The sequence below is a fragment of the Klebsiella sp. 10 genome (assembly GCF_018223925.1).
In the GTDB taxonomy this organism is placed as follows: domain Bacteria; phylum Pseudomonadota; class Gammaproteobacteria; order Enterobacterales; family Enterobacteriaceae; genus Klebsiella; species Klebsiella pneumoniae.
On record NZ_JAGRRB010000021.1, the window covers coordinates 29,173 to 50,059 of the forward strand.

19 protein-coding genes and 2 pseudogenes are annotated in these 20,887 nt (G+C 58.0%); 14 read left to right on the plus strand and 7 right to left on the minus strand.

The annotated features are described in order from the left end of the window. The coding region (locus KHQ26_RS23165; RefSeq protein WP_211777966.1) for a tail fiber domain-containing protein at window positions 1–2,016 on the plus strand (2,016 nt) is incomplete at its 5' end. 368 nt (window positions 2,017–2,384) lie between these two features. On the opposite strand, the pseudogene KHQ26_RS26135 reads toward KHQ26_RS23165, so the two are convergent. After that, a pseudogene (locus KHQ26_RS26135) lies at window positions 2,385–2,480 on the minus strand (hypothetical protein); the annotation flags it as partial. Continuing rightward, complete coding sequence (locus KHQ26_RS23170; protein WP_004145564.1) at window positions 2,477–3,043, minus strand: hydrolase; 567 nt, start codon at window positions 3,041–3,043, stop codon at window positions 2,477–2,479. The pseudogene KHQ26_RS26135 and the gene KHQ26_RS23170, both read right to left, overlap by 4 nt. Window positions 3,044–3,310: 267 nt before the next feature. Here KHQ26_RS23170 and aspS point away from each other — a divergent pair, with 267 nt between their 5' ends. The 6 genes from aspS to ruvB all read left to right on the plus strand — a co-directional run bounded on the left by aspS (window position 3,311) and on the right by ruvB (window position 8,577). Further along, a complete protein-coding gene (gene aspS, locus KHQ26_RS23175) occupies window positions 3,311–5,098 on the plus strand; it encodes an aspartate--tRNA ligase (protein WP_002911479.1) in 1,788 nt (595 codons plus the stop codon). Window position 5,099: 1 nt separating this feature from the next. Then, complete coding sequence (nudB, locus tag KHQ26_RS23180; RefSeq protein ID WP_002911477.1) at window positions 5,100–5,543, plus strand: dihydroneopterin triphosphate diphosphatase; 444 nt, start codon at window positions 5,100–5,102, stop codon at window positions 5,541–5,543. A gap of 27 nt (window positions 5,544–5,570) precedes the next feature. Continuing rightward, the gene (locus KHQ26_RS23185) at window positions 5,571–6,311 is read left to right on the plus strand and encodes a YebC/PmpR family DNA-binding transcriptional regulator (protein WP_002911459.1); all 741 of its coding nucleotides are present in this window, start codon (window positions 5,571–5,573) and stop codon (window positions 6,309–6,311) included. 34 nt (window positions 6,312–6,345) lie between these two features. Continuing rightward, window positions 6,346–6,867, plus strand: coding sequence for a crossover junction endodeoxyribonuclease RuvC (gene ruvC / locus KHQ26_RS23190; RefSeq protein ID WP_002911456.1), 522 nt, complete (start codon window positions 6,346–6,348; stop codon window positions 6,865–6,867). Window positions 6,868–6,946: 79 nt separating this feature from the next. Further along, a complete protein-coding gene (ruvA, locus tag KHQ26_RS23195; RefSeq protein ID WP_002911454.1) occupies window positions 6,947–7,558 on the plus strand; it encodes a Holliday junction branch migration protein RuvA in 612 nt (203 codons plus the stop codon). Window positions 7,559–7,566: 8 nt separating this feature from the next. After that, a complete protein-coding gene (gene ruvB / locus KHQ26_RS23200; RefSeq protein WP_004148860.1) occupies window positions 7,567–8,577 on the plus strand; it encodes a Holliday junction branch migration DNA helicase RuvB in 1,011 nt (336 codons plus the stop codon). A gap of 63 nt (window positions 8,578–8,640) precedes the next feature. Here ruvB and znuB read toward each other — a convergent pair whose 3' ends face one another. Beyond that, window positions 8,641–9,426 (minus strand): zinc ABC transporter permease subunit ZnuB, encoded by a 786-nt coding sequence (gene znuB / locus KHQ26_RS23205; RefSeq protein WP_004212745.1) that lies wholly within the window; start codon window positions 9,424–9,426, stop codon window positions 8,641–8,643. Then, window positions 9,426–10,145 (minus strand): zinc ABC transporter ATP-binding protein ZnuC, encoded by a 720-nt coding sequence (znuC, locus tag KHQ26_RS23210; protein ID WP_004197828.1) that lies wholly within the window; start codon window positions 10,143–10,145, stop codon window positions 9,426–9,428. Before znuC ends, znuB begins: the two co-directional genes overlap by 1 nt. A gap of 111 nt (window positions 10,146–10,256) precedes the next feature. Between znuC and znuA the strand changes: the two genes are divergently transcribed. From znuA to lpxM, 3 genes are all read left to right on the plus strand, one after another. Continuing rightward, complete coding sequence (gene znuA, locus KHQ26_RS23215; RefSeq protein ID WP_004180437.1) at window positions 10,257–11,201, plus strand: zinc ABC transporter substrate-binding protein ZnuA; 945 nt, start codon at window positions 10,257–10,259, stop codon at window positions 11,199–11,201. Window positions 11,202–11,216: 15 nt separating this feature from the next. Further along, on the plus strand, window positions 11,217–12,536 hold the full coding sequence (gene mepM / locus KHQ26_RS23220; protein WP_004148858.1) for a murein DD-endopeptidase MepM: 1,320 nt from the start codon (window positions 11,217–11,219) through the stop codon (window positions 12,534–12,536). Window positions 12,537–12,653: 117 nt separating this feature from the next. Beyond that, on the plus strand, window positions 12,654–13,628 hold the full coding sequence (gene lpxM, locus KHQ26_RS23225) for a lauroyl-Kdo(2)-lipid IV(A) myristoyltransferase (RefSeq protein ID WP_004175421.1): 975 nt from the start codon (window positions 12,654–12,656) through the stop codon (window positions 13,626–13,628). A 40-nt stretch (window positions 13,629–13,668) separates the two neighbouring features. On the opposite strand, the gene pyk is transcribed toward lpxM, so the two are convergent. Beyond that, window positions 13,669–15,111, minus strand: coding sequence for a pyruvate kinase (gene pyk, locus KHQ26_RS23230; protein ID WP_002911440.1), 1,443 nt, complete (start codon window positions 15,109–15,111; stop codon window positions 13,669–13,671). Window positions 15,112–15,236: 125 nt separating this feature from the next. Then, on the minus strand, window positions 15,237–16,142 hold the full coding sequence (locus KHQ26_RS23235) for a MurR/RpiR family transcriptional regulator (protein WP_020803730.1): 906 nt from the start codon (window positions 16,140–16,142) through the stop codon (window positions 15,237–15,239). A gap of 159 nt (window positions 16,143–16,301) precedes the next feature. On the opposite strand from KHQ26_RS23235, the gene KHQ26_RS23240 reads away from it, so the two are divergent. The 4 genes from KHQ26_RS23240 to KHQ26_RS23255 all read left to right on the plus strand — a co-directional run bounded on the left by KHQ26_RS23240 (window position 16,302) and on the right by KHQ26_RS23255 (window position 20,651). Continuing rightward, window positions 16,302–16,451: a hypothetical protein gene (locus KHQ26_RS23240; RefSeq protein WP_004145554.1), complete on the plus strand. Its 150-nt coding sequence runs from the start codon at window positions 16,302–16,304 to the stop codon at window positions 16,449–16,451. A 10-nt stretch (window positions 16,452–16,461) separates the two neighbouring features. Then, window positions 16,462–17,937: a glucose-6-phosphate dehydrogenase gene (zwf, locus tag KHQ26_RS23245; RefSeq protein ID WP_002911427.1), complete on the plus strand. Its 1,476-nt coding sequence runs from the start codon at window positions 16,462–16,464 to the stop codon at window positions 17,935–17,937. Between the two features lie 222 nt (window positions 17,938–18,159). Continuing rightward, a complete protein-coding gene (gene edd, locus KHQ26_RS23250) occupies window positions 18,160–19,971 on the plus strand; it encodes a phosphogluconate dehydratase (RefSeq protein ID WP_002911425.1) in 1,812 nt (603 codons plus the stop codon). A gap of 38 nt (window positions 19,972–20,009) precedes the next feature. Then, window positions 20,010–20,651 (plus strand): bifunctional 4-hydroxy-2-oxoglutarate aldolase/2-dehydro-3-deoxy-phosphogluconate aldolase, encoded by a 642-nt coding sequence (locus tag KHQ26_RS23255; RefSeq protein ID WP_002911423.1) that lies wholly within the window; start codon window positions 20,010–20,012, stop codon window positions 20,649–20,651. 56 nt (window positions 20,652–20,707) lie between these two features. Here KHQ26_RS23255 and KHQ26_RS23260 read toward each other — a convergent pair. Beyond that, window positions 20,708–20,887, minus strand: a pseudogene (locus KHQ26_RS23260) (phosphoribosylglycinamide formyltransferase 2); the annotation flags it as partial.

Here is a 20,887-nt window from a genome sequence, read left to right on the forward strand (position 1 = left end):
ATGTACAAAGACAACGTCACCGAGTACAGCAACGTGCGCTTTGAAGGGGGCTGTTTCCCGTCGGTCGATGATGGCGGCAATGCTAAATATCATGATGACTTCTGGCATTACGACACCCCCAACGGCGTGTCCACCTTTATCTGGGGCAACCCGGTGCGTGACCTCGGGGCTTTCCGGCATACGGGCTTTGATTTCAGGTACGGCACGAACAATATGTATATTCCTGCCGGAACCGACTGGGATTCAATTCGTAACCGCCCCTACGCAAAAGAAATGTTCAACCCGAACGGATTACAGTTAAATGCCGGGCCAGCTATGGCACCTTGGCAGCAGCCGTCCATCAAGTCGGAAATCTGCATCTGGATAAAGGACCATACCGGGAATTTCAACCCGAGAAATATTTACGCATGGGTGACCGCCGCCAGCCAGGACGGCCCGAACGCGGATGAAGCGTTGTACAAGTCGTTTGCAGAGCCGTTTATTGATTTCGGTAACGGCTACAGGATGCTGAAAATCACCAACAAGCGGCTGACGGCATGGGACGGGCTGTACACCTACGCGCGAAACACCGGTATTTATTTTGATGTTCCGGCAGACGGCAGCACGCCCATCACGATTAAAGCGATTGAGGCCTATACGGGCGGGGTGCCGATGTTCCCGACCGGCTGCGGCAACTACATCCCGGAGGCAAACGGTAATTCAGTATTAAGCCCGGCCACCAACCCTGTGGGGCTGGATAGCTCCCTGGGTGGGGGGCTGTTTTTCCCCGGTGATATTATCGGCCCATGGTCGCATGTGCGGCGTACGCAAAGTGGTTACATCATCTCCCCGACGCTGACCCCTGGATATACGCTCGATCGGAAAATGGTGACAGGTGGCTGCACGCTGGAAGCTGCATTTAAAGTGGCATTCAGCGCGACCGTTGAAACGGTCAACAGCAACGGCACAACCATCATCACCGTACCTGCGGCATACCTACCGTACGTTGCTGTGGGTATACCGCTGTATATCACCGGCGGCTCATCAACCGGCGTGACCGGACAAGTGCGGCTGATTAAACGTCTGCTGAACAGTGACGGCACGTCATCACCACGTTATCTGGTGCAGGGAACCGTCGGGGCAGTGGGTGACACGCTGACCATCGACCAGGCGCAAATCCCGGCGTACACGTTCTATAACGACCGTAACTTCAATGCCGTTACCGCAACCTCAGTGACCGTTAACGGAGTATCGGTTGCCACAGCTCACCGCTCCACCGTCTCAATGGGGATTGGATACGGCGGCGCGTCGGGTGTTAAGGCAGCAGAATGGTATTTCAACGGCGGCATCACGCCGTCGCACAGGCTGGTTGCATCATCAGCATCCGGGATGACCCTGGAGGCGGGCGGTAATTTTTCAGTGGTCGGAAATACGTTCCCCGCTGCCGATGGCACCTATTCGCTGGGCACCCCATCCGGTCGCTGGTCGCAGGTTTTTGCATCGAACAGCGTTATCGGAACGTCAGACGAGACACATAAAACCCGGCCCCGGGCAGACACCCCGGCGGAAACCGACGCCTATTATGAAATCGGGCAGCTCCCCGGCGTCTGGCAGTGGCTGGAAAAATATATGGTCGAAGGGGATGACGCCCGCCTGCACTCCGGGCCGACCGTACAGGCGGCGATTGCCGTGATGGATAAGTATGGTCTGGACTGGCGGGAATATTCCGCGTTCTGCTATGACGAGTGGGACGCACAGGATGCCATCATTGAGACATGGGATGACGAGTGGGAGGTGATACCCGGCACTCCGGCTGAACTGGACGAGGAGGGTAACGTAGTTGTTGAGGCGGTACCGGAAACGCGCACCCTCATCAGAGCGGCCGGGAGCAACGTTATTCAGGAGGCGCGAGAAGCCGGGAACGTCTACGCATTTCGCAAGGAGGAACTGCTCTTCTGGATAAGCAGGGCAACGATCGCAAAACAGCAGGATATTGAAAAACGCCTGGCAGTTATTGAAGCCAGTATGTCCTCGTAAAAACGGGACAGGATAACGGCCAGGGATGGCAGTTTTCAACTTAAAGGTGCAGGTATAATGGTGTATTTGGTGTGTGGCATTCTTCACTGCATCGAACGGCGAAGCGATCGAGGGAGACTCTCTCGGCGATGTCACTGTCATCGGGGTCGTGACGTTTACTATCTGCGATGTGCGCCAGGACAACGCGCTTTTTTAGTTGCAGTCAATTGGTGGAAGATTTCGCGTGGAGGGAGTAGTGGGGCATGGGTGGGGCACGGTAAATCAGCAAAAGTCGCCAAATATTGCAAACAACGCATGTTGGTTGCTATCTCCAGCCATCAAAAATGGCGCTCCTGGACGATATTTGTCGATTTTTAAATTTACCGCGTCACGCAGTTAAAGTGGCGGGCGTACTCTTCAAGGCTGGTGATGCCAAGGCGCACCCATTTCGGGTGCGACCACTGGGGAAGCCCAATATAAATCATAGCGCCGTGAGGATCTCCTCGGTACTGCGCACCCGGCCGATGCGCGGGAAAATATGCGTCATGCTGCCCTGATGCTGCTCGGCGGAGGCGGCGCTGCAGGCATCTTCGGCGATGACCAGGTTAAAACCCAGCTCCCAGGCATTGCGGGCGGTGGATTCGACGCCGATGTTGGTGGAGATGCCGCAGAGAATAATGGTGTCGATCCCGCGGCGGCGCAGCTGAAGCTCAAGGTCGGTGCCATAGAACGCGCCCCACTGGCGTTTGGTCACTTCGATATCGCTCTCCTGCTTACCCAGCGTGGCCGGGTAGGTCCACCAGTTTTCGGGCAGCGTATGCGCCCCGGCCTGAGCGTCGACAGGCTGTTTCAGCGCTTCGGCGAAATCGGCCGACCAGCCCACGCGGACCATGATGACCGGCGAACCCTGTTGCCGGCACTTGTCTGCCAGGCGAGCGGCGCGCGCCACCACCTCGTCAGCCCGATGCGGGCCGCCGGCGAAAGGCAGAATGCCTTCCTGCAGATCGATTACCACCAGCGCCGTGTTTTTTGCATTGAGTTCTAACATGGTATCCCCGTATCTTCATCTGTTGTCAGGCGGCTACAATACCTTTGCGGCTTCAGCAAAAGAGTAACAAATTTTGTTAATTTATGTGAGTGTGGACGTTAAGCGCGCAGCAAAGCAGCGTACATCGTGCGTCGGACTTATCGAACGACAGAATTTCCAGTATAATAGCCGCCTTTTTTCATTCAGTTGTGACATCAGCTAAAGCTGCGACCTCGTCGCCTGCAGGGCAGACGACAATCCGCCGACGGCTAAGTTAAGGGATATCTCATGCGTACAGAATATTGCGGACAGCTTCGACAGTCCCACGTTGGGCAGCAGGTGACTCTGTGTGGTTGGGTCAACCGCCGTCGCGATCTCGGTAGCCTCATTTTTATCGATATGCGCGACCGCGAAGGCATCGTTCAGGTGTTTTTCGATCCGGATCGTGCGGATGCGTTGAAGTTAGCCTCTGAACTGCGTAATGAGTTCTGCATTCAGGTCACTGGCACCGTTCGCGCGCGTGAAGAGAAAAACATCAACGCGGACATGGCCACCGGCGCTATCGAAGTGCTGGCTTCCGATCTGACGATCATTAACCGCTCAGAATCGCTGCCGCTGGACTCCAATCACGTCAACACCGAAGAAGCGCGTCTGAAATACCGCTACCTCGACCTGCGTCGTCCGGAGATGGCGCAGCGCCTGAAAACCCGCGCGAAAATTACCAGCTTTGTGCGCCGCTTTATGGACGACCATGGTTTCCTCGACATCGAAACCCCGATGCTGACTAAAGCCACCCCGGAAGGCGCCCGCGATTACCTCGTGCCTTCCCGCGTGCACAAAGGCAAATTCTACGCGCTGCCGCAGTCGCCGCAGCTGTTCAAACAGCTGCTGATGATGTCCGGCTTCGACCGCTACTATCAGATCGTCAAATGCTTCCGCGATGAAGACCTGCGTGCCGACCGTCAGCCTGAATTCACCCAGATCGACGTGGAAACCTCCTTTATGACCGCGCCGCAGGTGCGTGAGATCATGGAGGCGATGGTGCGTCAGCTGTGGCTGGAAGTGAAAGGCGTCGACCTGGGCGAGTTCCCGATCATGACCTTCGCCGAAGCCGAACGTCGCTATGGCTCCGATAAACCGGATCTGCGTAACCCGATGGAGCTGGTGGACGTCGCCGACCTGCTGAAGTCTGTGGAATTCGCGGTCTTTGCCGGCCCGGCCAACGATCCGAAAGGGCGCGTGGCGGCCCTGCGCGTCCCGGGCGGGGCCTCTCTGACCCGCAAGCTGATTGACGAATACGGCAACTTTGTGAAGATCTACGGCGCGAAAGGGCTGGCCTATATTAAAGTGACCGAGCGTGCCAAAGGCATGGACGGGATCAACAGCCCGGTGGCCAAATTCCTGACCGCTGAAATCGTGGAAGCGATCCTTGACCGCACCGGCGCGCAGGATGGTGACATGATCTTCTTCGGCGCCGACAACAAGAAAGTAGTGGCCGACGCGCTGGGCGCGCTGCGTCTGAAGCTGGGTAAAGACCTGAGTCTGACTGACGAGAGCAAATGGGCGCCGCTGTGGGTGATCGACTTCCCGATGTTCGAAGACGACGGCGAAGGCGGCCTGACGGCGATGCACCATCCGTTCACCTCGCCGAAAGATATGACCGCGGATGAGCTGAAAGCCGCCCCGGAAGAGGCCGTGGCCAACGCCTACGATATGGTTATTAACGGTTATGAAGTCGGCGGCGGTTCGGTGCGTATCCACCGCGGCGAGATGCAGCAGACCGTATTTGGTATTCTGGGCATTAACGAACAGGAACAGCGTGAGAAATTCGGCTTCCTGCTGGATGCGCTGAAGTACGGTACGCCGCCGCATGCAGGTCTGGCCTTCGGTCTTGACCGTCTGACCATGCTGCTGACCGGTACCGATAACATCCGCGACGTTATCGCTTTCCCGAAAACCACCGCGGCCGCCTGCCTGATGACCGAAGCGCCAAGCTTCGCCAATCCGGCGGCGCTCGGTGAGCTGGGTATTCAGGTTGTGGAGAAAGAGGCAAAAGCGTCTCTGGAGAACAAGTAATATGTCATTTAAGCTGCCCGTTTCGGTGCTGGTGGTGATTTACGCCGAAGATACGAAACGGGTGCTGATGTTGCAGCGGCGCGACGATCCCGCGTTCTGGCAGTCGGTCACCGGCAGCCTGGAAGCTGGAGAGACCGCGCTGCAGGCCGCCGCGCGTGAAGTAAAGGAAGAGGTCGCCATTGACGTTGCCTGCGAGCAACTGACCTTAATCGACTGTCAGCGCACGGTGGAGTTCGAGATATTTTCTCATTTGCGTCATCGCTATGCGCCGGGTGTAGAGCGCAATACGGAATTCTGGTTCTGTCTTGCGCTGCCTCATGAGCGGGAGATTACTTTCACCGAACATCTGGCCTATCGCTGGGTCAGCGCGACGGAAGCCGCTGCGCTGACCAAGTCGTGGAGCAACCGGCAGGCGATTGAAGAATTTGTAATTAACGCCGCCTGAAAGGGCGCGCTTTTTGGAGAGTTTTTTATGGCAGGTCATAGTAAATGGGCCAACACCAAACACCGCAAAGCGGCACAGGATGCCAAACGCGGTAAAATCTTTACGAAAATCATTCGCGAGCTGGTCACCGCCGCGCGTCTGGGCGGCGGCGATCCGGCTTCCAACCCGCGTCTGCGTGCGGCCGTTGATAAAGCGCTGTCTAACAACATGACTCGCGACACCCTGAACCGCGCCATCGCGCGCGGCGTCGGCGGCGATGAAGACGCGAACATGGAAACCATCATTTATGAAGGCTACGGCCCTGGCGGCACCGCGGTGATGGTGGAATGTCTGTCCGACAACCGTAACCGTACCGTTGCGGAAGTGCGTCACGCCTTCACCAAAACCGGGGGTAACCTCGGCACCGACGGTTCCGTCTCCTACCTGTTCAGCAAGAAAGGCGTTATCTCCTTCGAGAAAGGCGATGAAGATACTATCATGGAAGCGGCGCTGGAAGCAGGCGCAGAAGACGTGGTGACCTATGACGACGGCGCCATCGACGTCTACACCGCCTGGGAAGAGATGGGCGCCGTGCGCGACGCGCTGGAAGCCGCCGGCCTGAAAGCCGACGCTGCCGAAGTCTCAATGATTCCGTCCACCAAAGCGGATATGGATGCCGAGACGGCGCCGAAGCTGCTGCGTCTGATCGATATGCTCGAAGACTGCGACGACGTGCAGGAAGTGTACCATAACGGCGAGATCTCCGACGAGGTCGCAGCCACCCTGTGATGCAGCCGCATCCACGGTTAACCGGAGGCGCGTGATGGCTATTATTCTCGGCATTGACCCGGGGTCGCGCGTTACCGGTTATGGCGTGATCCGCCAGGTTGGGCGGCAGCTGAGCTACCTGGGCAGCGGATGCATCCGCACCAAAGTGGACGATCTGCCGTCGCGGCTGAAGCTGATCTACGCCGGGGTGACGGAGATCATCACCCAGTTCCAGCCCGACTATTTCGCCATTGAGCAGGTCTTTATGGCCAAGAATGCCGACTCGGCGTTAAAGCTCGGGCAGGCGCGCGGGGTGGCGATCGTCGCAGCGACCAATCAGGCGCTGCCGGTGTTTGAATACGCCGCCCGTCAGGTCAAGCAGACCGTGGTCGGGATTGGCAGCGCCGAAAAGAGCCAGGTCCAGCATATGGTGCGCACCTTGCTCAAGCTGCCCGCCAATCCGCAGGCGGATGCGGCGGATGCGCTGGCGATCGCCATCACCCATTGCCATGTCAGCCAGAATGCCGCTCAGATCAGCGAGACCCGGCTCAATCTGGCGCGGGGGCGCTTACGATAATCGCAAATCAGGCTGGATATCTATCCAGCCTTTTTTTATGATACCGCCAGATACTTAGACCATAACGCAGGAGCCCCACGTGATAGGCAGACTCAGAGGCATCATTCTCGAAAAACAACCCCCGCTGGTGTTGCTGGAAACGGCGGGCGTCGGCTATGAAGTGCATATGCCAATGACCTGCTTCTATGAGCTGCCGGAGGCCGGGCAGGAGGCGATCGTCTTCACCCACTTTGTGGTGCGTGAAGATGCCCAGCTGCTGTATGGGTTTAACAACAAACAGGAACGTACCCTGTTTAAAGAGCTGATTAAAACCAACGGCGTGGGGCCCAAGCTGGCGCTGGCGATCCTCTCCGGCATGTCGGCGCAGCAGTTCGTCAACGCCGTTGAACGGGAAGAGGTCGCCTCGCTGGTGAAGCTGCCGGGGATTGGCAAAAAAACCGCTGAACGTCTGATCGTTGAGATGAAAGACCGCTTCAAAGGGCTGCACGGCGACCTGTTCACCCCGGCGGCCGATCTGGTGCTGACCTCGCCGGCAGGCCCAACGGCGGACGATGCCGAGCAGGAAGCGGTTGCCGCGCTGGTCGCGCTGGGCTATAAACCGCAGGAGGCCAGCCGGATGGTCAGCAAGATCGCGCGTCCGGACGCCAACAGTGAAACGCTAATTCGCGAAGCGCTGCGCGCTGCGTTGTGAGGTAAGGGATGATTGAAGCAGACCGGCTGGTATCGGCAGACAGCAGCGGCTTTGAAGAGGCCGCTGACCGCGCCATCCGCCCAAAATTGCTGGCAGAGTATGTCGGCCAGCCGCAGGTGCGTTCGCAGATGGAGATCTTTATCCAGGCGGCGAAGCTGCGCGGCGACGCCCTCGATCACCTGCTGATTTTTGGCCCGCCAGGGTTGGGGAAAACCACCCTGGCCAATATCGTCGCCAATGAAATGGGGGTGAATCTGCGTACCACCTCCGGCCCGGTGCTGGAGAAGGCGGGCGATCTCGCCGCGATGCTCACCAACCTCGAACCGCACGATGTACTGTTTATCGATGAGATCCATCGCCTCTCGCCGGTGGTGGAAGAGGTGCTCTATCCGGCAATGGAAGACTACCAGCTGGATATTATGATTGGCGAAGGTCCCGCGGCGCGCTCCATCAAAATCGATCTGCCGCCGTTTACCCTGATCGGCGCCACCACCCGGGCCGGTTCGTTGACCTCGCCGCTGCGCGACCGCTTTGGCATCGTGCAGCGTCTGGAGTTCTATCAGATCCCCGATCTGCAGCATATTGTCAGCCGCAGCGCCCGCCATATGGGGCTGGAGATGAGCGACGAGGGCGCGCTGGAAGTAGCCCGCCGTTCACGCGGCACGCCGCGCATTGCCAACCGTCTGCTGCGCCGGGTGCGTGACTTTGCTGAAGTGCGCCACGACGGCACCATCTCCGCCGATATTGCCGCCCAGGCGCTGGATATGCTTAACGTCGATGCGGAAGGGTTCGACTATATGGACCGTAAGCTGCTGCTGGCGGTGATAGATAAGTTCTTTGGCGGTCCGGTGGGGCTGGATAACCTCGCCGCCGCGATTGGCGAAGAGCGGGAAACCATTGAAGATGTACTGGAGCCCTACTTAATTCAGCAGGGCTTTCTGCAGCGTACGCCGCGGGGAAGAATGGCGACGGTGCGCGCCTGGAATCATTTCGGGATTACGCCGCCGGAAATGCCGTAGCGCGTTGCGGTTGAGCAGTTCATGGTGAAGCCCAGTCAGCAGCGTGACCGGGCTTTTTCATTTTCAGCTGGCGGCTTTTTTCGTCATGCTGAGAATAAACAGCACCGCGGCGCAGAGCACCACCGACGGCCCGGCCGGGGTATCATAGAAAGCCGAGAAGGTTAACCCGCCGGTAACGGCCAGCATGCCCACGCCCACCGCCACGGCGGCCATCTGCTCCGGCGTACGGGCAAAACGGCGGGCAGTGGCGGCCGGGATAATCAGCAGGGAAGTAATGATCAGCGCCCCGACGAACTTCATCGCCACGCCGATAGTCAGGGCGGTGACCAGCATCAACAGCAGCTTGACCCGCTGCAGCTTCACGCCGTCGACAAACGCCAGGTCCGGACTGATGGTCATCGCCAGCAGATTCCGCCACTGCCAGAGCAGAATGCCAATCACAATCACCACGCCAATGGCAATGGCGATCAGGTCCTGCGGCGTAACCGCCAGCAGATCGCCGAACAGGTACGCCATCAGATCGACGCGGACGTTAGACATCAGACTGACCACCACCAGCCCCAGGGACAGCGCGCTGTGCGCCATGATGCCCAGCAGGGTATCGATCGCCAGATGCGGTCGTTTTTCCAGCCACACCAGCCCGCCAGCCAGCAGCAGGGTCACGGCGATCACCGCATAGAACGGATTGACGTTAAGCAATAAACCGAAAGCGACGCCGAGCAGAGACGCATGCGCCAGCGTGTCGCCGAAATAAGACATGCGGCGCCAGACCACAAAGGAGCCCAGCGGACCAGCGGCGCAGGCCAGCATCATCCCGGCAAGCCAGCCAGGTAACAGAAGTTCAATCATTAGCGGCTGTTTCCCCGACGCAGTACAATTCGCCCCTGAAGGTCGTGGCGGTGATTATGGTGGTGGCGGTATATCCCCAGCTGTTCCGCGCCGCGCGGGCCGAACATGGAGATAAACTCCGGGTGCATGGAGACCACCTCCGGTGCGCCAGAGCAGCAGATATGCTGGTTCAGGCACAAAACTTCGTCGGTTTTGGCCATCACCAGATGCAGATCGTGGGATACCATTAGCACCGCGCAGTCCAGTTCATGGCGCAGCTGGTTGATAAGATCGTAGAGCGCCACCTGGCCGTTGACGTCAACACCCTGGGTCGGTTCATCCAGCACCAGCAGCTGCGGACGGTTGAGCAGGGCGCGGGCCAGCAGTACGCGCTGCGTTTCGCCGCCGGAGAGCTTTTGCATCGGCGCATCGATCAGATGCCCCGCCTGCACGCGCTTCAGCGCCGGCAGGATGTCGTCTTTACGGGTGCCCGGGCGCAAACGCAGGAAGCGGCTAACGGTCAGCGGCAGCGTGGCGTCCAGATGCAGTTTCTGCGGCACATAGCCGATGCGCAGGCGTGCGTCACGCTTGATAACACCCTCTGTCGGTGCTACCAGCCCGAGAACCACCCGCACAAGGGTCGATTTGCCGGCGCCGTTGGGGCCCAGCAGGGTTAAGATTTTGCCTGGCGTGAGAGCCAGCGAGATGTCAGACAACACGCGGCGTTGGCCAAAGGCCACCGAGACATTTTCCAGCGTTACAAGGTTTGTCATAGTAATTTAGGGGTTGCACAAGCTAGTGAATGTTATAATATCACATCACACTCACTTATTTCGATGACTAGACGCATTATGTTACATAAAAATACGCTTCTTTGCGCTGGACTTGGCGCTGTTTTTTTGTTCGCGCAGGTACCGCTGGCCAGCGCCGCCGTGGTGACTTCTATGAAACCGCTGGGCTTTATTGCGGCGGCCATCGCCGATGGGGTGACCGAGACCCAGGTGCTGCTGCCCGATGGCGCCTCCGAGCATGATTATTCCCTCCGTCCTTCTGATGTAAAACGCTTACAGAACGCAGACTTAGTGGTGTGGATTGGTCCGGAAATGGAAGCCTTTATGGATAAGTCGACGCAAAGCATTGCGGCGAATAAAAAGGTGACGATTGCCGAGCTGGATGGGGTCAAACCGCTGCTCATCACCGGGGCGGACGACGATGACGATCACCATGGTCATGACCATGGCGCAGCAGAAAAAGGTGACGGCGATCACCATCACGGTATTTACAATATGCATCTGTGGTTATCCCCAGAGATAGCGCGGCTTTCGGCGGTTGCAATCCACGATAAATTATTGGAACTTATGCCGCAGAGTCGAGCCAAACTCGACAGCAACCTGCAGCAGTTCGAGACCGCGCTGGCGGCGACCGACAAGCAGGTGAGCAATGAGCTGGCACCGCTGAAAGGGAAGGGCTATTTCGTTTTTCATGACGCCTACGGTTACTTTGAAAAACACTACGGTTTGACCTCGCTGGGGCACTTTACCGTCAACCCTGAAATACAGCCCGGTGCGCAGCGTTTACACGAAATCAGAACACAACTGGTTGAGCAGAAAGCCACTTGCGTTTTTGCTGAGCCACAGTTCAGGCCAGCGGTTATCGAAGCTGTTGCCCGGGGCACGTCTGTGCGCATGGGGACCCTGGATCCACTGGGGACAGGAATTACGCTGGGTAAAACGAGTTACCCGCAATTCCTCACCCAACTGGCGAATCAGTATTCGAGCTGCCTGAAAGGAGATTAACGAGGAAGTGAATACGTGCAACAGATAGCCCGCGCTGTCACTCAGGCATTCAACAATCTGCCACGACCTCATCGCGTTATGCTGGGGTCGCTTAGCGTTCTTACCTTAGCGGTCGCCGTCTGGCGACCCTACATTTACCACCCGGAATCCGCCCCCATCGTCAGAACCATTGAACTGGAAAAAAGCGAGATCCGCTCCCTGCTGCCGGAAGCCTCCGAGCCGATCGATCAGGCCCCACAGGAAGAAGAAGCCATTCCTCAGGATGAGCTCGACGAAAAAGCCGATAGCGATGCCGGCGGGCACGAATATGTGGTGTCGACCGGCGATACGCTCAGCAGTATTCTGAACCAGTACGGTATCGATATGGGCGATATCGCCCAGCTTTCCTCCGCCGATAAAGAGCTGCGCAACCTGAAGATTGGCCAGCAGCTCTCCTGGACCCTGACCGCCGATGGCGATCTGCAGAGCCTGACCTGGGAGATGTCCCGCCGCGAGACCCGCACCTATACCCGTGTGGATAACGGTTTTAAAATGAGCAGCGAGCTGCAGAAAGGCGATTGGGTCAACAGCGTGCTGAAGGGCACCGTCGGCGCCAGCTTTGTCTCCAGCGCGCGTGATGCCGGGCTGACCAGCACGGAAATCAGCGCGGTGATCAAGGCCATGCAGTGGCAGATGGATTTCCGTAAGCTGAAGAAAGGCGACGAATTCTCGGTATTGATGTCGCGCGAAATGCTCGACGGCAAACGTGAGCAAAGCCAGTTACTCGGTGTGCGTCTTCGCTCTGACGGTAAGGATTACTATGCCATCCGCGCCGAAGACGGCAAATTCTACGACCGCAACGGCACGGGTCTGGCGAAGGGCTTTATGCGCTTCCCAACGGCGCGTCAGTTCCGCGTCTCCTCTAACTTTAATCCGCGTCGTCTGAACCCGGTCACCGGCCGCGTCGCGCCGCACCGTGGCGTCGATTTCGCGATGCCGCAGGGAACGCCAGTGCTGGCGGTGGGCGATGGTGAAGTAGTCGTGGCCAAACGCAGCGGCGCTGCCGGGTATTACGTCGCGATCCGCCACGGTCGCACTTATACCACTCGCTACATGCACCTGCGTAAGCTGTTAGTGAAGCCGGGGCAGAAGGTGAAGCGCGGGGATCGCATTGCGCTGTCGGGGAATACCGGACGCTCTACCGGACCACATCTGCACTACGAAGTGTGGATCAACCAGCAGGCGGTCAACCCGCTGACGGCTAAGCTGCCGCGTACCGAAGGGCTGAGCGGTTCCGACCGGACCGACTATCTGGCGCAGGTTAAAGAGGTCGTTCCGCAGCTGCGGTTTGACTAACCACCGGTCAGTGGAAAGCCGGTGCCCCAGGGCGCCGGCTTTTTCTTTTGTAGGATACCCGACGTCTCGCTACACTATCCCATTATCTTGATTAAGCAGTCGATCTGCGGATTGGGCATGGAAACGAAAAAAAATAATATTGAGTTTATCCCTAAGTTTGAAAAATCCTTTTTACTGCCGCGCTACTGGGGCGCCTGGCTGGGGGTCTTTGCCTTCGCCGGTATTGCGCTGACGCCGCCATCCTTTCGCGATCCGCTCCTCGGCAAACTCGGTCGTCTGGTAGGGCGTCTGGCGAAAAGCTCGCGCCGCCGGGCGCAGATTAATTTGCTGTACTGCTTCCCGGAAAAAAGCGAGTACGAGCGGGAAGCGATCATCGACGCCATGTATGCCTCGGCGCCGCAGGCGATGGTGATGATGGCCGAGCTGGGCCTGCGCGATCCGCAGAAAATCCTTGCCCGCGTCGACTGGCAGGGGAAAGCGATCATCGACGAGATGCAGCGCAATAATGAGAAGGTTATTTTTCTCGTTCCGCATGCATGGGGTGTGGATATCCCGGCGATGCTGATGGCCTCCGGCGGGCAGAAGATGGCGGCGATGTTCCATAACCAGGGTAACCCGGTGTTCGATTACGTGTGGAATACCGTGCGTCGTCGTTTTGGCGGGCGTATGCACGCGCGCAACGATGGGATCAAACCGTTTATTCAGTCGGTGCGCCAGGGCTACTGGGGCTACTATCTGCCCGATCAGGATCACGGCGCCGAACACAGCGAGTTTGTGGATTTCTTTGCTACCTACAAGGCCACGCTGCCGGCGATTGGCCGCTTAATGAAAGTGTGCCGCGCCCGCGTCGTACCGCTGTTCCCGGTCTACGATGGCAAGACGCACCGCCTGACGGTGCTGGTGCGCCCGCCGATGGACGATCTGCTGGACGCTGACGATACGACCATCGCCCGGCGGATGAACGAAGAAGTGGAAGTGTTTGTTAAGCCGCACACCGAGCAGTATACCTGGATCCTGAAGCTGCTGAAAACGCGCAAGCCGGGTGAAATCGAGCCCTATAAACGCAAAGAGCTGTTCCCGAAAAAGAAATAAAAAAAGCCTCCGTCAGGAGGCTTTTTTATCTCTACCGTGCTTACTCGACGGTGAGGATACGGGTGGTGTTGGTGCTGCCGATGGTGCTCATCACGTCACCCTGGGTAACGACCACGAGGTCGCCGGAGACCAGATAGCCTTTGTCCCGCAGCAGATTGACGGCGTCGTGCGCGGCGGCCACCCCGTCATTCTGGCTGTCGAAGAACACCGGCGTCACCCCGCGGTAGAGGGCGGTCAGGTTCAGGGTGCGCTCGTGGCGGGAGAGGGCGAAAATCGGCAGACCGGAGCTAATGCGCGAAGTCATCAGCGCGGTACGGCCCGATTCGGTCATGGTGATGATGGCGGTGATGCCTTTCAGGTGGTTGGCGGCATACATCGCCGACATGGCAATCGCTTCTTCCACGTTGTCGAACTGGACGTCCAGACGGTGTTTGGAGACGTTGAGGCTAGGGATTTTTTCCGCGCCCAGACACACGCGCGCCATCGCGGCCACGGTTTCCGAAGGATACTGACCGGCGGCGGTCTCCGCGGAGAGCATCACCGCATCGGTACCATCCAGCACGGCGTTGGCCACGTCCATCACTTCCGCGCGAGTCGGCATCGGGTTGGTGATCATTGACTCCATCATCTGGGTGGCGGTGATGACGGAACGGTTCAGCTGACGGGCACGACGGATCAGCGCTTTCTGGATGCCCACCAGCTCAGGATCGCCGATCTCGACGCCGAGGTCGCCACGGGCAACCATTACCACATCGGAGGCGAGGATCACGTCGTCCATCGCATCCTGATCGCAAACCGCTTCGGCACGCTCAACTTTGGCGACGATTTTCGCATCGCAGCCGGCATCGCGCGCCAGGCGACGGGCGTAGTTCAGGTCTTCGCCGCAGCGCGGGAAAGAGACGGCCAGGTAGTCGACGCCGATTTTAGCGGCGGTGACGATATCAGCTTTATCTTTGTCGGTCAGCGCTTCGGCAGACAGGCCGCCGCCCAGCTTGTTGATCCCTTTGTTGTTGGACAACGGGCCGCCGACGGTCACTTCAGTGAACACTTTCATCCCCTGAACTTCGAGGACTTTCAGCTGCACGCGACCATCGTCGAGCAATAAGATATCGCCCGGCACGACGTCCGCCGGCAGGCCTTTATAGTCGATCCCGACTTTCTCTTTGTCGCCTTCGCCTTTGCCAAGGTTTGCGTCGAGCAGGAATTTATCGCCGACGTTGAGGAAAATTTTGCCTTCTTTGAAGGTCGATACGCGAATTTTTGGTCCCTGGAGGTCGCCGAGGATGGCCACATGACGGCCCAGTTTTGCCGCAATCTCACGCACTTTGTCGGCACGGAGCTGATGATCTTCCGGGGTGCCGTGAGAGAAGTTCATACGTACTACGTTTGCGCCCGCGGCGATAACCTTTTCCAGGTTGTTATCGCGGTCAGTTGCCGGGCCTAAGGTAGTAACGATTTTGGTTCTGCGAAGCCTTCTGGACATGTAATACTCCGTTGACTGATACAACTTTGGTGTTGCGTGAACATGGATTCGGTAGCGCCAGCCTGCAACGTCGCACAGCCGGATCGTTATCGAAGGTGTAATGGGGTACTGCTTGTTATCAACTTTTATTGATTATCACTGGGTACGAATGGTTCTTTATCAAAACGCGATTCCTTCAGCGCTTCCTTGACCCTCTTCAAGTTATCTCTGAATTTTGCCCCCCGACGCAAGGTAAAGCCAGTCGCCAACACGTCAATGACGGTCAACTGGGCCAAACGGGAGACCATCGGCATATAGATGTCGGTATCTTCCGGCACATCAAGGGTAATGGCGAGCGTGGCTTCCCTGGCTAGCGGCGTACCGGCGGAGGTGAGCGCGATCACCATGGCATCGTTTTCACGAGCCAGCTGCGCCAGCTCCACCAGGCTCTTGGTTCTTCCGGTATGCGAGATAATCACCACCACATCATCGTCATCGCAATTCATACAGCTCATCCGTTGCAGGACAATGTCGTCGGAATAGATGACCGGCACGTTAAAGCGGAAAAATTTGTTCATCGCGTCGTGAGCGACCGCCGCTGAGGAGCCGAGGCCGAAAAAGGCGATTTTTTTGGCCTGAGTCAGCAGATCCACCGCGCGATTTACCGCCGACATGTCGAGAGAATGGCGCACCTGATCTAAACTCGCCATGGCCGATTCGAATATTTTTCCCGTGTATGACTCAACGCTGTCGTCTTCATCGACATTCCGGTTAACATAGAGCGTGCCGTGCGCAAGGCTCTGGGCCAGATGCAGTTTGAAGTCAGGGAATCCGCGGGTTTCGAGACTACGGCAGAAGCGATTGACGGTCGGTTCGCTAACCCCGGCCTCAAGGGCGAGGGCGGCGATGCTCGAATGAATGGCCTGCTCGGGGGTGGCGAGGATCACTTCCGCCACTTTGCGTTCAGATTTGCTAAGGTGTTCCAGTCGGGACTGGATTTTTTCCAGCATGTTCATTAGTAACAGGGCGCTCATCAATGGAAACGATTTCATTAATGGGTGAAATCATTGGGCGTTTTAGCAAGAATATACCCCTCCGCAAGCGCAAGCGGTGAGGAATGACGTGAAATGATGTTGTTTTTTTTCATTACATGATCAGGGTCGTATTTTACTGACCTGAACCAGGTACAAACAACGAACAATAACGGCCGAATGCCCAAATCATCGCCGAATGTTTTCACCCTGTGCGGTTTTACCGCCGCAAACGAAGGGGAAGGCTTTCGGGAAATACGTAAACACAGTACAGTGCAGTGTAAGAAAATTACAAATATAGCCTGGCAAAAGCACCAGACTATCAACTGAGGAGAATGACATGGCGGTAACGCAAACGGCCCAGGCATGCGACCTGGTCATTTTCGGCGCGAAGGGCGACCTGGCGCGGCGTAAATTGTTGCCTTCCCTGTATCAGCTTGAAAAGGCGGGCCAGATCCACGCTGACACCAGAATCATTGGCGTCGGCCGTGCCGACTGGGATAAAGCGGCTTATACCAAAGTCGTGCGCGAAGCGCTGGAAACCTTCATGAAGGAAAAAATTGATGAAGGTTTGTGGGATACCCTGAGCGGACGCCTGGAGTTCTGTAATCTTGACGTCAATGACACCAGCGGCTTCACCCGCCTGGGTGAGATGCTGGATCAAAAGAACCGTGTCACCATCAACTATTTCGCTATGCCGCCGAGCACCTTTGGCGCGATCTGTAAAGGGCTGGGCGAAGCGAAGCTTAATGCCAAGCCTGCGCGCGTGGTCATGGAAAAACCGCTCGGCACCTCGCTGGAAACCTCCCGTGAAATCAACGACCAGGTCGGCGAGTTTTTTGAAGAGTGTCAGGTCTACCGTATCGACCACTATCTCGGTAAAGAGACGGTCCTCAACCTGCTGGCGCTGCGCTTCGCCAACTCCCTGTTCGTCAATAACTGGGACTGCCGCACCATCGATCACGTCGAAATCACCGTCGCGGAAGAGGTGGGTATTGAAGGGCGCTGGGGTTACTTCGACCAGGCCGGGCAGATGCGCGACATGATCCAGAACCACCTGCTGCAGATCCTGTGCATGATTGCCATGTCGCCGCCGTCCGATCTCAGCGCCGACAGCATCCGTGATGAAAAGGTCAAGGTGCTGAAATCCCTGCGCCGTATTGACCGCTCCAACGTGCGCGAGAAAACCGTTCGTGGCCAGTATACCGCCGGCTTTGCCCAGGGCAAAAAAGTGCCTGGCTATCTCGAAGAGGAGGGGGCCAACAAGACCAGCAACACCGAAACCTTCGTGGCGATCCGCGTCGATATCGATAACTGGCGCTGGGCTGGCGTACCGTTCTATCTGCGCACCGGCAAACGTCTGCCGACCAAATGCTCAGAGGTAGTGGTTTACTTCAAAACCCCGGAACTGAATCTGTTTAAAGAGACCTGGCAGGAGCTGCCGCAGAACAAGCTGACCATTCGCCTGCAGCCGGACGAAGGGGTAGATATCCAGGTACTGAACAAAGTGCCGGGCCTCGATCATAAACATAACCTGCAGATCACTAAACTGGATCTGAGCTACTCCGAAACCTTCAACCAGACGCATCTGGCCGATGCCTATGAACGTCTGCTGCTGGAGACCATGCGTGGCATCCAGGCGCTGTTCGTTCGCCGCGACGAAGTAGAAGAGGCGTGGAAATGGGTTGACTCCATTACCGAAGCCTGGGCAGCCGACCGCGATGCGCCGAAACCGTATCAGGCCGGGACCTGGGGACCGGTTGCGTCGGTGGCCATGATCACTCGCGACGGTCGTTCATGGAACGAGTTCGAGTAAGGCTGGAGGCTAATCCGTCAGGGTTATTTTACCGGTAACATGATCTGACGCAGAAAGTCGCACGCTTTTTAATCTTTTAAGCCCCGTGAGGATTCACCCACGGGGCTTTTTTTATTACACTGCCTGCAGACATTTTGCCCCTGAGCGCTGGTGTTTGTGGCCTTTACCACGTCAACACGTCATCACGCAGCGGCCGGACAGATAAAAATTTGAGGAGCCTTTATGAATTCGACAATGTTACGGGTAACAAATCGCATTATCGAACGGTCGCGTGACACCCGCGCGGCTTACCTCGCAAGGATTAACCAGGCCAAAACCGACACCGTGCATCGTGCGCAACTGGCCTGCGGCAATCTGGCTCACGGATTCGCGGCCTGCCAGGCTGACGACAAAGCCTCCCTGAAGAGCATGTTGCGCAACAACATTGCCATCATCACCTCCTACAACGACATGTTGTCCGCTCACCAGCCCTATGAACACTACCCGGAGATCATCCGCAAAGCGCTGCACAGCGCCAATGCGGTCGGCCAGGTCGCCGGCGGCGTGCCGGCGATGTGCGACGGCGTAACGCAGGGGCAGGACGGGATGGAGCTTTCACTCCTGAGCCGCGAGGTGATCGCTATGTCCGCCGCCATCGGCCTGTCGCATAACATGTTCGACGGGGCCCTGTATCTCGGGGTCTGCGATAAAATTGTTCCCGGTCTGACCATGGCGGCGCTCTCATTTGGCCATCTGCCGTCGGTCTTTATTCCCTCCGGTCCGATGGCCAGCGGCCTGCCGAATAAAGAGAAGGTTCGCATTCGCCAGCTGTATGCAGAAGGGAAAGTTGACCGTATGGCGCTCCTGGAGTCCGAAGCCGCCTCTTATCACGCGCCGGGGACCTGTACTTTCTACGGAACGGCGAACACCAACCAGATGGTGGTCGAATTTATGGGCATGCAGCTGCCGGGCTCGTCCTTTGTCCATCCGGATGCTCCGCTGCGGGAAGCACTGACCGCCGCCGCCGCGCGCCAGGTCACCCGCATGACCGGCAACGGCAATGAGTGGATGCCGCTGGGCAAAATGTTTGACGAAAAAGTGGTGGTCAACGGCATCGTGGCGCTGCTGGCGACCGGTGGCTCCACCAACCACACTATGCACCTGGTGGCGATGGCCCGCGCGGCGGGAATTATCATTAACTGGGACGATTTCTCCGACCTGTCAGACGTGGTGCCGCTGCTGGCGCGCCTCTATCCCAACGGCCCGGCGGATATCAACCACTTCCAGGCGGCAGGCGGCGTTCCGGTACTGGTGCGCGAGCTGCTGAAAGGCGGCCTGCTGCATGAGGATGTTCACACCGTGGCCGGCTTTGGCCTGTCGCGCTACACCCTGGAGCCATGGCTGAATAACGGCGAGCTGGACTGGCGCGAAGGGGCGACAGCGCCATTGGACGACCAGGTCATCGCGACCTTTGAAAAACCATTCTCCCGCCACGGCGGCACCAAGGTGCTGAGCGGCAACCTGGGACGCGCGGTGATGAAAACTTCGGCGGTCCCGGTGGAGAACCAGGTGATTGAAGCGCCGGCGGTGGTATTTGAGAGCCAGCACGACGTGTTGCCGGCCTTTGAAGCGGGGCTGCTGGACAAAGACTGCGTGGTGGTGGTCCGTCATCAGGGGCCAAAAGCGAACGGGATGCCAGAATTACATAAACTTATGCCGCCACTTGGTGTATTATTGGACCGCCGTTTCAAAATAGCGCTGGTGACCGATGGCCGACTCTCTGGCGCCTCCGGTAAAGTCCCGTCAGCCATTCACGTCACGCCTGAAGCGTATGATGGCGGCTTGCTGGCGAAAGTGCGCGATGGCGATCTTATTCGCGTCAACGGACAGACGGGGGAACTGACGCTGCTGGTGGATGAGGCCGAACTGGCGGCGCGTCAGCCGCATATCCCTGACCTCAGCGCGTCGCGCGTGGGAACCGGTCGGGAGATGTTTGGGGCGCTGCGTGAGAAGCTCTCTGGCGCGGAGCAGGGCGCAACCTGCATCACTTTTTAAGACGATTTAATTTCTAGATCTGGCGAGAGAAAATCCTGATGAAAAACTGGAAAACAACAGCAGAAGCAATCCTCACCTCCGGTCCGGTTGTCCCGGTTATCGTAGTGAAAAAGCTGGAACACGCGGTACCGATGGCGAAAGCGCTGGTGGCGGGCGGCGTTCGCGTGCTGGAAGTTACCCTGCGCACCGAGTGCGCCCTGGAGGCGATCCGCGCGATTGCCAAAGAAGTTCCGGACGCGATTGTCGGCGCGGGCACGGTTACCAACGTTGAGCAGTTGAAAGCGGTAACGGAAGCCGGCGCGCAGTTCGCTATCAGCCCGGGTCTTACCGAATCCCTGCTGAAAGCGGCGACCGAAGACGGCACCATCCCGCTGATCCCGGGGATCAGCACGGTATCTGAGCTGATGCTGGGTATGCAGTATGGCCTGAAAGAGTTTAAATTCTTCCCGGCGGAAGCCAACGGCGGCGTGAAAGCCTTGCAGGCGATTGCGGGTCCGTTCGGCCACATTCGTTTCTGCCCGACCGGCGGTATCTCTCCGGCCAACTACCGTGACTACCTGGCGCTGAACAGCGTACTGTGCATCGGCGGTTCCTGGCTGGTGCCAGCCGACGCCCTCGAAGCCGGCGACTACGATCGCATCACCACCCTCGCGCGAGAAGCGGTGGAAGGCGCGAAATAAACCACGCCTCCAGGTCAACAACCCGGTCTGCGGCAACGCGACCGGGTTTTTTGTCTTTACCCTTCGACGATGACCGCCGCGGCGGCGGCTTTAGCGCGCGCCACGGCCTCCTCAACCGAATCGGCGACGGCGAGGGTTACCCCCAGGCGGCGGGTACCGTCAATCTCCGGCTTGCCGAACAGACGCAGCTGCAGGCCAGCCCCGACGGCCGACTGCAGCTGGCCAAAGCTGACGTT

What these genes read in the sequence shown, in the direction of transcription:
- lpxM (WP_004175421.1), top strand. Translation starts at nt 12,654, where the DNA reads ATGGAAACGAAAAAAAATAATATTGAGTTTATCCCTAAGTTTGAAAAA.
- aspS (WP_002911479.1), top strand. Translation starts at nt 3,311, where the DNA reads ATGCGTACAGAATATTGCGGACAGCTTCGACAGTCCCACGTTGGGCAG.
- KHQ26_RS23185 (WP_002911459.1), top strand. Translation starts at nt 5,571, where the DNA reads ATGGCAGGTCATAGTAAATGGGCCAACACCAAACACCGCAAAGCGGCA.
- zwf (WP_002911427.1), top strand. Translation starts at nt 16,462, where the DNA reads ATGGCGGTAACGCAAACGGCCCAGGCATGCGACCTGGTCATTTTCGGC.
- znuB (WP_004212745.1), bottom strand. Translation starts at nt 9,426, where the DNA reads ATGATTGAACTTCTGTTACCTGGCTGGCTTGCCGGGATGATGCTGGCC.
- KHQ26_RS23240 (WP_004145554.1), top strand. Translation starts at nt 16,302, where the DNA reads ATGCCCAAATCATCGCCGAATGTTTTCACCCTGTGCGGTTTTACCGCC.
- ruvB (WP_004148860.1), top strand. Translation starts at nt 7,567, where the DNA reads ATGATTGAAGCAGACCGGCTGGTATCGGCAGACAGCAGCGGCTTTGAA.
- znuA (WP_004180437.1), top strand. Translation starts at nt 10,257, where the DNA reads ATGTTACATAAAAATACGCTTCTTTGCGCTGGACTTGGCGCTGTTTTT.
- nudB (WP_002911477.1), top strand. Translation starts at nt 5,100, where the DNA reads ATGTCATTTAAGCTGCCCGTTTCGGTGCTGGTGGTGATTTACGCCGAA.
- KHQ26_RS23255 (WP_002911423.1), top strand. Translation starts at nt 20,010, where the DNA reads ATGAAAAACTGGAAAACAACAGCAGAAGCAATCCTCACCTCCGGTCCG.
- KHQ26_RS23235 (WP_020803730.1), bottom strand. Translation starts at nt 16,142, where the DNA reads ATGAAATCGTTTCCATTGATGAGCGCCCTGTTACTAATGAACATGCTG.
- ruvC (WP_002911456.1), top strand. Translation starts at nt 6,346, where the DNA reads ATGGCTATTATTCTCGGCATTGACCCGGGGTCGCGCGTTACCGGTTAT.
- edd (WP_002911425.1), top strand. Translation starts at nt 18,160, where the DNA reads ATGAATTCGACAATGTTACGGGTAACAAATCGCATTATCGAACGGTCG.
- pyk (WP_002911440.1), bottom strand. Translation starts at nt 15,111, where the DNA reads ATGTCCAGAAGGCTTCGCAGAACCAAAATCGTTACTACCTTAGGCCCG.
- KHQ26_RS23170 (WP_004145564.1), bottom strand. Translation starts at nt 3,043, where the DNA reads ATGTTAGAACTCAATGCAAAAAACACGGCGCTGGTGGTAATCGATCTG.